Raw genomic sequence first — 12,360 nt, 5'->3', positions numbered from 1 at the left:
CATGAAGTTCGAGACCCCTGCCGCCGACAATCCCATCGACCAGCTCAAGGTCATCGGCCGTCCGCTGCCGCGCATCGACGGCCCGTTCAAGACCACCGGCACCGCGCCCTATGCCTACGAGCGGCACGACGTGGCGCCCACCGCCGCCCACGGCTTCGTGGTGGGCACGACCATCGCCAAGGGCCGCGTTACCGCCATCGACACGGCGGCGGCCGAGGCTTCGCCCGGCGTGCTCGCCGTGGTGACGGCCGCCAATGCCGGGCCGCTCAAGAAGGGCAGCAACAACACGGCGCAGCTCATCGCCGGCCCGGAGGTGGAGCATTATCACCAGGCCGTGGCGCTGGTGGTGGCGGACACGTTCGAGCAGGCCCGCGCGGCCGCCGCTCTGGTGAAGGTGGACTATGCGCCCGCCGAAGGCGCCTTCGACCTCGCCAAGGCCATGGACAGTGCCGTGAAGCCTGAGAAGGGCGACGGCATGGGCGGGGCGGCCGACACCGCGGTGGGCGACTTCCACGGGGCCTTCTCCGCCGCGGCGGTGCGCCTCGACGCCACCTACTCCACCCCCGACCAGTCCCACGCCATGATGGAGCCGCACGCCTCCACCGCCGCCTGGGAGGGCGACCGGCTGACGGTGTGGACCTCCAACCAGATGATTGAGTGGGGCCGCAGCGATCTCGCGAAAATGCTCGGCCTGCCCAAGGACAAGGTGCGGCTGGTCTCGCCATTCATCGGCGGCGGGTTCGGCGGCAAACTGTTCGTGCGCGCGGATGCGCTGCTGGCGGCCTTGGGTTCGCGAGCGGCCAGGCGGCCGGTAAAGGTGGCGCTGCACCGGCACCTGATCGCCAACAACACCACCCACCGCCCGGCCACCATCCAGCGCATCCGCATCGGCGCGGGGCGGGACGGGCGCATCACCGCCATCGGCCATGAGAGCTGGTCCGGTGACCTGCCCGGCGGCGGGCTGGAGACGGCGGTGAACCAGACGCGCCTGCTCTATGCCGGCGCCAACCGCCTGACCGCCATGCGGCTCGCGACCCTGAACCTGCCCGAGGGCAACGCCATGCGCGCCCCCGGCGAGGCGCCGGGCATGATGGCGCTGGAAATCGCCATGGACGAGATGGCGGAGAAGCTCGGCCTCGACCCGGTGGAGTTCCGCATCCTCAACGACACCGAGCGCGACCCAGAGCACCCGGACCGCCCCTTCTCCCAGCGCCAGCTGGTGGCTTGTCTTCGCCTCGGCGCGGAGCGGTTCGGCTGGAGCCGGCGCAATCCCAAGCCGGGACAGGTGCGCGAGGGCGACGTTCTGGTGGGCCTCGGCATGGCCGCCGGCTTCCGCAACAACCTGCTCATGAAGTCCGGCGCGCGGGTGCGGCTGGATGGCGAGGGGCGGGTGACGGTGGAAACCGCCATGACCGACATCGGCACCGGCAGCTACACCATCCTTGCCCAGACGGCGGCGGAGATGATGGGCGTTCCGCTCGACAAGGTGCGCGTGGTGCTGGGCGATTCCGATCTGCCCGCCTCCTGCGGCTCGGGCGGCCAGTGGGGCGCCAACAACGCCACCTCCGGTGTCTATGCAGCGTGCGTGAAGCTGCGCGAGGAGGTGGCCCGCAAGCTCGGCTTCAATTCGCAGGAAGCCGTGTTCGCCGATGGCGAGGTGCGCGCCGGAAACCGCGCGGTGCCGCTGGCCCAGGCGGCGGGTGCGGAGGGGCTGACGGCGGAGGACACCATCGAATATGGCGACCTCGGCAAGCGCTACCAGCAATCCACCTTCGCCGGCCATTTCGTGGAGGTGGCGGTGGATGCGGCCACCGGCGAGGCGCGGGTGCGGCGCATGCTGGCGGTGTGCGCCGCCGGGCGCATCCTCAACCCCAAGACGGCGCGCAGCCAGGTGATCGGCGCCATGACCATGGGCGTCGGCGCCGCGCTGTTCGAGGAGCTGGCGGTGGACACGCGCCACGGCTTCTTCGTCAACCACGATCTCGCCGGATACGAGGTGCCGGTGCACGCCGACATCCCGCACCAGGAGGTCATCTTCCTCGACGAGACCGATCCCATGTCCTCGCCCATGAAGGCCAAGGGCGTGGGCGAGCTGGGCCTGTGCGGGGTCGGCGGGGCGGTGGCCAACGCGCTCTACAACGCCACCGGCGTCCGGGTGCGGGACTATCCCATCACCCTCGACAAATACATCCACCGCCTGCCGCAGGTGGGGTGAGGGGGAAAAACATCCGCGCCGTGTCGGATGCGTCGCGCGCCGTCCGTCATTAGAGTGACGGGCGGCGCCGCCGCCTCTGACAGGGAGAAGAGACATGCCCGGCTCCGTCCGCCTGCACCGCATCCTCACCACGAGCCCGGAGAAGGTCTATCGCGCCTTCGTCGAGGCCGATGCGCTGGCCAAATGGCTGCCGCCCAACGGCTTCACCTGCACCGTGCATCACCTCGACGCCGTGGTGGGCGGCACCTTCCGCATGTCGTTCCGCAACTTCACCACCGGCCACAGCGATGCCTTCGGCGGGGAGTTCCATGAGCTGATCCCCGGCGAACTCGTGCGCTACACCGACCGCTTCGACACGCCCGCTCTGCCCGGCGACATCCATGTGACCATCGCATTGAAGAAGGTCTCCATGGGCACCGAGCTGGAGATCACGCAGAGCGGCATCCCGGACGTCATTCCCGTGGAGGCCTGTTATCTCGGCTGGCAGGAGTCGCTGCGCAATCTGGCGCGGCTGGTGGAGCCCGAGATCAAGCAATAGCGCGGGCTTTGTCGTTGCCGTCGCTCAGGCGCCGCGCGGGCTTTGCCGTTGCTTTCGCTCAAACGCCGCGCGGGCTTTCCAATCACATCTGCGCCCAGCTTCGCAGCAGGTTGTGATAGACGTTGGTGAGCTGCAGCACGGCCGCCTCGTCGTCCGGCAGCCGGCTGCGCACGGCCATGATGGCGAGGTCGAGGTCGTAGAGCAGGGCGCGGCGGCCGTCGTCCGGGATCATGGACTGGGTCCAGAAGAAGGAGCCCCAGCGGCTGCCGCGGGTGATCTCGCGGACGCTGTGCAGGCTGCTCGCGGGATAGACCACCGCATGGCCAGCGGGCAGCTTCACCTCGTGGACGCCGTAGCTGTCCTCGATGAGCAATTCGCCGCCGTCATAGTCGTCGGGATCGGTGAGGAAGACGGTGGTGGAGACGTCCGCCCGCATCCGTCGGCCCGCGCCCGGCACGGCGCGGATGGCGCCGTCCACATGGGCGCCGAACTTCATGCCCACGTCGTAGCGGTTGAACATGGGCGGCAGCACGTGGAGCGGCATGGCCGCCGAGTTGAACACCGGGTTGCGGCCGAGCGCGCGCAGGATGAGGTCGCCCAATTCCAGCGCCTCGGCCGACTCCACCGGGATCTGCAGATTCTGCTTGGACTTCGCCGCCTGCTCCCCGGCCGTCACGCGGCCGTCCACCCAGGGGGAGCCTTCCAGCACGCGGCGGCAGTGGGCGACCTCGGCGGCGGTGAGCAGATCGGGAATTTGAACGAGCATCGCGCATCCTGAAACAGGGCGACGGCCCGGCCTCATCGACCGCGCCGCCGCATCGTGACTTCTCAGAAGGTGTAGCCGACGCTCAGCGTGAACGAGCGGCCCGGAGCCGGAATGGCGCGGTTGCCCCAGCCGGATGAATAGTTGAGCGCGTTGGTGAGGTTGTATCCGTTCAGCGCCACGCGATACTTGTCGTGCTTGTAGGAGATCAGCGCATCCAGCGAGAACGTCTCGGGAATGATCGAGGAATTGGCGCTGTTGGTGAAGTAGCCGTCGGCATAGGTGATGCCGCCGCCCACCAGCAGCTGGCCCGGAATGGCCCGCACGACGCCGCCCTTGATGAGGTCGTAGGTGGTCCAGAGCGTGAAGTTGTTGGGCGAGACGAACGGCACCTCGTTGCCCACGTAGCTCAGCGTGGTGGAGGTGAGGATCTCGCTGGAATAATAGGCGTAGCCGGCCTGGATGGTCCAGGCGTCGGTGATGCTGCCGGTAATGCCCAGCTCCACGCCCTGCACGCGCTGGTTCTCGCCGCTCTCCACCGAGTTTCCGGTGACGGGATCGGTATAGAAGACGTTGCTCTTGTTGATGCGGAACACCGCGCCGGTGAGCCCGAGCCGTCCGTCCAGCACCGAGACCTTGGCGCCGGCCTCCCACGTCTCGTTGTCCTCCGGCTCGAGATTGTTCTGCACCGGGTTGACCACGGTCACGTCATTGGTGGGGAAGCCGCCCTGCGGGCTGAAGGACTTGGCGTAGGAGACATAATAGGTCTGGGTCTTGGTGGGCTCCCAGATCAGCGCGGCCTTGGGGCTGAAGAAGCGGGTGTTGGACTCCGCGTTGATCCAGGTGCCCTTGCTGTTCAGGCAGCCCGGCACGGTGGAGGTGCCCTGCGCGTCCACGCACCAGTATTTGTAGTCGGAAGAATAATTGTCCCAGCGGATGCCGGCGAGGATGGAAAGCTGGTCATTGAACCAGATGCGGTCGCTGGCGAAGGCGCCGAAATCGTAGCTGTTGCTGATCTTCTGGCCGCTGTTGCCGAACGGATTCTCGTAAAGATAATAACCGGTGGTGTTTTCATAGACCGGCAGCCAGATGGTCGACAGGCCCTTGCTGCCGGAGACCGACAGCGCAGTGCGGTTGTCGTTGACGAAGTAATAGTCGATGCCCGTCACCAGCTCGTGCCGCAGGAAGCCGGTGTTGAACTTGGCGACGAGGGTCGCGACATTCTCGGCCGCCAGACTTTCCTGCAGATAGCCGGGATTGCCGCCGCCGAAGGTGATGGCCGGGTTGTTGCCCGCGAAGAACTGGCCCGTGCAGCTCGCGGCATAGGTCTTCGGCGTCGCCGGGACGGTGGTGGTGGAGCCGTTGCTGCAGCCGGGGACGGAGGTGGCGAAATCGCGGGTGTAGTATCCGACGCGGCTGTCATTGGTGAAGGTCAGCCAGTCGTTGATCTCGTTCTTGTAGTTCGCCGTGAACATGTTGGTGTCGGTGATGTCGCGGTCCGTCACCTTGCCGTAGAAGTTGGAGCGCGGAACGCCCCATTCCGTCACCGGCTGGCCGAGGGCGCCGAACTTCTTCACGTCGTTGAACAGCGGCGTCACGATGGGCACGCCATAGTCCGGCGTGCGGTCCCCGTGCTGGTAAAGATAGTTGAGGTAGAGCGTCTGGTTGGTGCCGAGGCCGAAGCCCAGCGAGCCCATGAGACCCCAGCGGTCGGCCTCCACATGGTCGCGCCCCACCACGTCCTGCTCATTGATCATGCCGACGATGCGGGCCGCCGTGGTGTCGTCGATCTGCTTGTTGAAGTCGAACACGCCGCGATAGAGCGGGCCGGAGCCGAACTGGCCGTCCACGTCGTACTTGTCGCCACGGTGCGCCTGCTTCAGCTGCATGTTGATGGCGCCGCCCGTGGTGCCCGAGCCGAAGCTTTCGGAGCTCGGGCCCTTGAAGACCTCCACGTTCTCATAGGCGAAGCTGTCGCGCACATAGACGCCGAAGTCGCGCAGGCCGTTGACGAAGAGGTCTCCCTTGGCCTGGAAGCCGCGGATGCGGAACTGGTCGCCGTTCATGCCGCCGCCGCCCTCGCCGATGCCGACGGTGACGCCCGGAACGTTGCGCAGCGCCTGCTCCAGCGTCGTCACGCCCTGCTGCTGCATGGTCTGCTGGGAGATGACGGTGACGGTCTGCGGTGTGTCCTGGATCGTGCCGGGCAGGCGCGACAGGCCGGTGGTCGCCTCCAGCGAATTGACCGGCTCGCCGTCGGCATCCACCACGATGGTGGGCAGGTCCGTGTCGGTGCCGGCGGGCGCGGTCGCCTGCTGGGCGAACGCCTCCATGAATGGCACCGCCGACAGGCCCATCAGCAGGCCGGCGCCCACCGTCGTGCGCGACATGCTGGGCCGAAGTGTGCTCAACGCTCCCATGATCTTTCCCCGTAAGGTGAGACGGCCCGGCGATGCTTGCGGCGGCGCGCTGCGGGCTGGTTTCGGCAATAGTCGAGCGCTGACGGAACAGGCGTCAGGGCGGTGTCTGCAATAATGATCGAAGTAGAAGTGATCTAAGGTCTGGTTTGGACCATGATACGTCAAGCCTGACTGTAGGCGCGCTGCCCCTCAACCCGGCGACGGCACGCATATGGAAGTCATCATTCTGTTACGGGAGGTATAGAGGCCCATCCTTCCGCAGCGCAACCATTATGTTTTTGATCTGATCCAAGGTGGGCGGAAAAGGGGCGGATGGTGATATCGCAATACTGAATGTTACATCTCGCGACATCACCTGAAATCGTTCAAATCGAGAACTGTTCCATTTAAGAACTGCGGCGTCGTGGTTGACAGGGCGGGTCGAGGCGATGGTCTATCGCGCTGGCGCACCTCTGCGGGCCGGGCATGAGCGACGAGCGGATTTCCTACAGCGCCCTGAAGGGCATGAGCGTGGACGACCTGCGTGCGCGGCTGTCCGCCGAGCCGGCGCGCAGCGTCACGCTGGTGCGGGCGGCGGCGCACAACGGCATCAAGAGCGCGCAGGTGGTGTTCGGCCAGATGCTGCTGGACGGCCTGGGGGTCGCGCGCGATCCCGAAGCCGCCTGCCGCTGGTTCGTCATCGCCGCCGATGCCGGCAGCCTCGACGGCGTGAACATGGTGGGGCGCTGCCATGAGAAGGGCTGGGGCGTGCCGCGCGATCTCTCCGAAGCTGAACGCCGCTATCGCGCGGCGGCGGAGCGGGGACATGCGTGGGCGCAGTTCAACCTCGGCTCGCTGCTGGTGAATGCGGAGGATTTCGCCGCCGATCCCGCGCGCGCCCTCCACTGGTTCGTGCGGGCGGCGCGGCAGGGGCATCCCAAGGCCATGGCGATGGTCGGCCGTTTCCTCGAGCAGGGCTGGGGCCGGCCGGCCGATCCCGGGGCGGCGCGCCGCTGGTATCGCCGCGCTGCGCTGGGCGGGGATTATCGCGGCCAGTTCGATTATGCCCGCACGCGCTATGAAGACGGCGCGCGGGAGGAGGCGCTCGCCTGGTTCGCCCGGTGCATCGAAAATGCGGTCCCGGATTTCTGCCGGCTGGCGGCGGAAGGGTTGCGCGCCTCCGGCGATCCCGCGCTCGCCGCGCTCGCGGACCGGGCGATGGAGCGGGTGCGCGAGGCCGAGGAGGCGCAGGCGGAGGCGGACCGGCGGGAGGCCCAGGAGACGGCGCAAGCGCGCGCGGCCCGTGCCGCCCGTCCCCGCCGCGGCTTCGGGCGCTGGCTGCGGATGCGGTAGTCATACCAAAGGCGCTTGAGCTTGGCTCAAGGCCTTTGGTCAAGCCCGCGCGGCGCCTGAGCGTAGCCAGCCCATCTCAAGCCCGCGCGGCGCCTGAGCGTGGCCCGCCCCTCTCAATCCCGCGCCAGCGCCGCCACCGGGTCGAGGCGGGAGGCGTTGCGCGCGGGCAGATACCCGAAGCCGACCCCGATGAGGCTGGAGCACACCACGGCGGCGACGATGGACGACGCCGAATAGATCAGCGTGAAGTTCGAGCCCGAATAGGCGAACAGCACGCCGAACCCCAGCGCCAGGGCGATGCCGGTGACGCCGCCGACGAGGCACACCAGCACCGCCTCGATGAGGAACTGGTTCAGGATGTCGCTCTGTCGCGCGCCCACCGCCATGCGCACGCCGATCTCGCCCACCCGCTCCGACACCGACACCAGCATGATGTTCATCACGCCGATGCCGCCGACGATGAGCGAGATCACCGCAATGGCGGCGATCAGCACCGTCAGGGTCTCGGTGGTGGCGGTGATGGTGTTGCGGATGTCGTCGGTGTTGATGATGAAGAAGTCCTTGGTGCCGTGGCGCTGCGTGAGGAAGCGCGTCACCTGCTGCTCGGCCACGTCCATGGGCGCATCGTCGGCCACCTTCACGGTGATGGAGCGCAGGGAGGTGGAGCCGACGAAGCGGGACTGCACCGAGGTGTAGGGCAGGTAGACGGAGAGGTTCTGGCTGGAGCCGAACCCGCCCTGCTGCGGCGCCGCCACCCCCACCACGCGGGCGAACACGTCGCCGATGAGGATCACCTTGCCGAGCGGCCCGCCAGGCACGTCCTGGAACAGGGTGCGGCGGGTGTTCTCGTCGATCACCGCATCGAGCTCGCGCCCGCGCACGCTGTCGGCGTCGAACAGCCGGCCCTGGGTGAGCTTCACGCCCTTGGCCGCGAAATAGCCGTCGCCGACGCCGTTGATGAGCGCGCTCGCCTCGGTGCCGCCGTAGCGCACGGTGGTGGATTTGGAGACGGTGGGCGTCACCGCCGCCACATAATGCTGGCGCGCGAGGGCGTCGGCATCCGCCACCACCAGTGTGGTGATCTTGCCCGAGCGCGTATCGCCGAAGGTGCGGCCGGCGAAGATCTCCAGCGTGTTGGTGCCAAGGCTGGAGATGTTGGCGAGCACCTTCTGCCGCGAGCCCTCGCCCAGTGCCACCACGCATACCACCGAGGCGATGCCGATGATGATGCCCAGCATGGTGAGGAAGGTGCGCAGCCGGTGGGCGTTCATGGCCAGCAGCGCCATGATGAAGGCCTCATAGAGCCGGTCGCCGAAGGCGCGCCAGCGGGCGAGCCGCGAGGTGGGCGCAGCAACGGGCTTCGGCACGCTCACCATGCGGGTGCGGGCCGCGGCCGATGGCCGGTCGGCGACGATCTCGCCGTCACGGATCTCGATCACCCGCTGCGCCCGTTCGGCCACCGTCATGTCGTGGGTGACGATGATGATGGTGCGGCCTTCCGCGTTCAGCTCGTCGAGGATGCGCAGCACCTCGGCGCCACTCCTGGAATCGAGCGCGCCGGTGGGCTCGTCGGCGAGGATCACGTCGGCGCCGTTCATCAGCGCGCGGGCGATGGAGACCCGCTGCTGCTGGCCGCCGGAGAGCTGGCCCGGCCGGTGGCCGGTGCGGTCCGCCATGCCGAGCCGGGCGAGGATGGCCTCGGCCCGCTCGCGCCGGGCCTCGGCATTGGCGCCGGCATAGACGGCAGGGATCTCCACATTGCCCAGTGCGGAGAGTTCGCCCAAGAGGTGATAGCGCTGGAAGATGAAGCCGAAATGCTCGCGGCGCAGGGCCGCCAGCTCGTCCGGCTCCAGCGCCGCCGTCTCCTTGCCGCTCACCCGGTAGCTGCCGGAGGTGGGCCGGTCGAGGCAGCCGAGGATGTTCATGAGCGTGGACTTGCCAGAGCCCGAGGCGCCGACGATGGCCACCATCTCGCCGCGGGCGATGTCGAGGTCGATGCCCTTGAGCGCGGCAATGGTGCCCTCGCCGGAGGGATATTCCCGCCACACGCCCTTGAGCTGGATGAGCGGCGCCTCGCCGGTTTCCGCCACGGGCGGAGGAAGAGACACGTTCATGCCGGGCGCCTCCTCACAGACCGCCCATGGGCGGCGGCCGCCGCGGCGCCCCGCCGGCGCCAGCCGCGCCGGCCACGGCCTCGCCCGTCACCACGCGCTCACCCTCGGCGAGGCCGGAGCGGATCTCCGCCGTCACCTTGTCGTTGAGGCCGACCTCCACCGGGCGGCGCTCCACCGTGCCGTCGCCATGGAGCACGCGCACGCGCCAGCCCTTGCCGGCCCGTTCCAGCGCGGTTGAGGGCACGGTGAGCACGTTCTCGGCCCGGCCGAGGATGATGTGAACCTCGGGCGTCATGTAGGTCCGCAGCCGCCCCTTGGGGTTCGGCACGTCGAACACGCCGATGTAGTAGATCGCCGACGACGTGGTGGAAGACGACGACGAGGACGACGAACTGCTGCTGGTGGTGGAGAAGCTGCTGTCGTTCTTCAGGCTCTCCGGCGCCGGCTCGATGAAGCCGAGCTTGGCGTTGTGCCGCTCGTCCGGCGCGCCCACCACGGTGAACCATAGCGGCATGCCGGGGGCGACCTTGATGATGTCGGCCTCGGAAATCTCGGCGCGCACGGTCATCACGTCGAGCTGGCCGAGGATGGCCACGGTGGGCGCGGTCTGCGTGGCGTTCAGCGTCTGGCCCTGCTGGGCCACGAGGGCGAGCACGGTGCCGTCCGCCGGGGCGGTGATCTGCGTGTAGCCGAGATTGGCGCGGGCGGTGTCCACCGCCACCTGCGCCGAGATGATCTGGGCATCGAGCGCCGCGAGCTGCGCGCGGGTCACCTTCACCGCGGAATCGGCCGCCTCGAAGTCCGCCTGGGAGACCGCCTTCTGCGCCACCATGGTCTTCTGGCGGGCGAGGGTCTGCTCGTTCAGCACGAGGGTCGCCTCCTTCTCCGCCTTCTGGGCGCGGGTGTTGGCGAGGGAGGCTTCCGCCGTGCGCAGGGCATTTTCCTGCGTGACCGAATCGATCTGGGCGATGAGATCGCCCTTCTTCACCTGGTCCCCCAGCTTCACCTTGATGGCGATGATGCGGCCGGAGGCCTGCGAGCCCACCGCCACGAGGTTGGAGGGCTTCAGCGTGCCCGAGGCGAGCACCGTCTCCTCCAGATTGCCGCGGGTGACGGGCGCGGTCATCAGCCCGGCGCCGGGCACCGGGGCGGTGTAGCGGCTGTAGCCATAGGCGCCGGCGGCGATCAGCACCGCGAGCAGCCCCCAGCGCCACAGCCGGCGGGGCTTCTTCTTCGGCCGGGTGGTGGCGGCGGGCGCGGCGCGGGTTTCGTCGAGGGGAGGCAAGGCGTTCACGGCAGCACCGTCATGGCTGGGCGCTCCCGGCAAGGGGCGCGAGCGGCGCGATGCGGGCGAAGTGGGGGCCGGTGTTCTGGTCCACCACCTCGGGCCTGGAGGTGTCGACACCCCCGTCCCAGCCGCCGCCGAGCGCCTTGTTGAGGGCGATGTAATATTTTGTGGTCGCGACCCGGCTCTGGATGAGCTGCGTCTCGGCCGCATAGAGCGAGCGCTCCGCGGTGAGCACGTCGAGGAAGCTCGTGGAGCCGTTCTCGTAGAGCGTGCGGGAGAGCCGCGATGCTTCCCGGTACGAGGTGACGGCGATGGTCAGCTTGCCGGTCTTGAGACGCTGCTGGGAGAGGGAGACGGAGGCGTTCTCCACATCCTCCAGCGCCGTGAGCACGCTCGCCCTGTAGGCGATGAAGGAGACATCGCGATTGGCCTCCGCGAGGTCCACCAGCGCCTTCAATTGCCCGCCGGTGAAGATCGGCACCGTGAGCGTCGGCCCGAATGCCCAGCTGATGGACGAGGCGCGGCCCAGATCGCCGAGCCGCGAGCCGGTGGCGTCGATGTTGCCGGTGAGGCTGATGGCGGGATAGCGGTTCGCCTCCGCCTGCCCGATGAGGGCGGTGGACTGGCCGAGCTGCCGCTCGGCCGCGCGCACGTCCGGGCGGTTGATCAGCACGTCGGCGGGAATGCCGCGCGGCACCGGCAGGCGCGGCGATGGCACGGGCTTCACCCGCGACAGCCGCAGCATGAGCGCCGCCGGCGGCTGGCCGGTGAGCACCGAGATGCGGTGGATGGCGGCCGCGAGGGAGGCCTCCAGCTCCGGGATGTTGGCCTCGGTGGAGGCGACGAGGCCGGAGGCGTTGGCGAGGTCCACGGCCGAGGCGGCGCCGGCATCGAGCTTGCGCCGGGTCAGCGCCTCCGTCTCCTTCTGCGAGGCGGCGGTGCGGCGGGCCAGCGCGATCTGCGCCTGATAGCCGCGCACGTCCGCATAATAGGAGGCGACATCCCCTACCAGCGTCAGCAGCACCGCGTCGAGGCTGTTGACCACCGCATCCACATTGTAGGCCGCCGCTTCCAGCCCCCGGCGGTTGGCGCCGAACAGGTCGATCTCCCAGCTGGCGTCGAGGCCCGCCTGGTACTGGCCGTAGCCGTTGGACACGGTGATGTCGCCATTGGGGCTGACCCCGCCGCCGCTGTCGCCCCGCGTGCCGGAGGCGTTGCCGGTGATCTGGGGGAACAGCGTTCCCATCTGCTGGTGGTAGGAGGCACGGGCGGCCCGGACATTGGCCTTGGCGGTGGCCACATCGAGATTGCCGGCGACCGCCTCCGCCATCAGGGCATCGAGCATGGGATCGCCCATGCGCCGCCACCAGGCCTTGAGGTTGGGTGCCGGCTCCCCGGTCTTCGCCGTCGCCCCCCAGTGGCCGGGGAGGGTCAGCTCCGGCGTGTCGTATTCCGGCCCGACCGCGCAGGCGGAGAGCATGAGCGCGACGAGGATGCCCAACGTGGCCCGCACGGATCCCGCCCTCAGGGATCGCTCCCCCGCCGGTCTCGCGACCGGGGGGGCGGCGGCCGGGGCGGGGGCCGTCGGGGTGGTCTGGCCGTCTATACGATGCACGCGCAACCTGCCTCCCCGCCCCCGAATCTCGATCTCGACTCGAACCTTGTCCCGAACCTCTACCGAATGCCGGCC

General features: G+C 68.6%; 8 protein-coding genes. 3 read left to right on the top strand and 5 right to left on the bottom strand.

Going from position 1 to position 12,360, the window contains the following annotated elements; genetic code table 11:
• Position 1 precedes the first annotated feature (1 nt).
• Complete coding sequence (gene paoC, locus ACT54R_RS09420) at positions 2 to 2,215, top strand: aldehyde oxidoreductase molybdenum-binding subunit PaoC (protein WP_476325655.1); 2,214 nt, start codon at positions 2 to 4, stop codon at positions 2,213 to 2,215.
• Positions 2,216 to 2,309: 94 nt separating this feature from the next.
• The gene (locus tag ACT54R_RS09415; protein WP_476325653.1) at positions 2,310 to 2,753 is read left to right on the top strand and encodes an SRPBCC family protein; all 444 of its coding nucleotides are present in this window, start codon (positions 2,310 to 2,312) and stop codon (positions 2,751 to 2,753) included.
• Positions 2,754 to 2,835: 82 nt separating this feature from the next.
• Here ACT54R_RS09415 and ACT54R_RS09410 read toward each other — a convergent pair whose 3' ends face one another.
• Positions 2,836 to 3,519 (bottom strand): Fe2+-dependent dioxygenase, encoded by a 684-nt coding sequence (locus ACT54R_RS09410; RefSeq protein WP_476325651.1) that lies wholly within the window; start codon positions 3,517 to 3,519, stop codon positions 2,836 to 2,838.
• Positions 3,520 to 3,581: 62 nt separating this feature from the next.
• Positions 3,582 to 5,936, bottom strand: coding sequence for a TonB-dependent receptor (locus ACT54R_RS09405; RefSeq protein ID WP_476325649.1), 2,355 nt, complete (start codon positions 5,934 to 5,936; stop codon positions 3,582 to 3,584).
• 465 nt (positions 5,937 to 6,401) lie between these two features.
• Here ACT54R_RS09405 and ACT54R_RS09400 point away from each other — a divergent pair, with 465 nt between their 5' ends.
• The gene (locus ACT54R_RS09400; protein WP_476325647.1) at positions 6,402 to 7,268 is read left to right on the top strand and encodes a tetratricopeptide repeat protein; all 867 of its coding nucleotides are present in this window, start codon (positions 6,402 to 6,404) and stop codon (positions 7,266 to 7,268) included.
• Between the two features lie 113 nt (positions 7,269 to 7,381).
• Here the strand turns inward: ACT54R_RS09400 and ACT54R_RS09395 are convergent, their stop codons facing one another.
• The 3 genes from ACT54R_RS09395 to ACT54R_RS09385 are packed head-to-tail and all read right to left on the bottom strand — an operon-like array spanning position 7,382 to position 12,183.
• Positions 7,382 to 9,382 carry a MacB family efflux pump subunit gene (locus ACT54R_RS09395; protein WP_476325645.1) on the bottom strand — a complete coding sequence of 667 codons (2,001 nt, stop codon included), beginning with the start codon at positions 9,380 to 9,382 and terminating at the stop codon, positions 7,382 to 7,384.
• 13 nt (positions 9,383 to 9,395) lie between these two features.
• Positions 9,396 to 10,676 carry an efflux RND transporter periplasmic adaptor subunit gene (locus tag ACT54R_RS09390; RefSeq protein WP_476325643.1) on the bottom strand — a complete coding sequence of 427 codons (1,281 nt, stop codon included), beginning with the start codon at positions 10,674 to 10,676 and terminating at the stop codon, positions 9,396 to 9,398.
• Positions 10,677 to 10,686: 10 nt separating this feature from the next.
• The gene (locus ACT54R_RS09385) at positions 10,687 to 12,183 is read right to left on the bottom strand and encodes an efflux transporter outer membrane subunit (protein WP_476325641.1); all 1,497 of its coding nucleotides are present in this window, start codon (positions 12,181 to 12,183) and stop codon (positions 10,687 to 10,689) included.
• Positions 12,184 to 12,360: the final 177 nt, after the last annotated feature.

This window comes from Xanthobacter sp. DMC47 (assembly GCF_056313845.1).
Note: the sequence above shows the minus strand (reverse complement) of the source record. Positions and strands in the feature narration are given on the sequence as shown.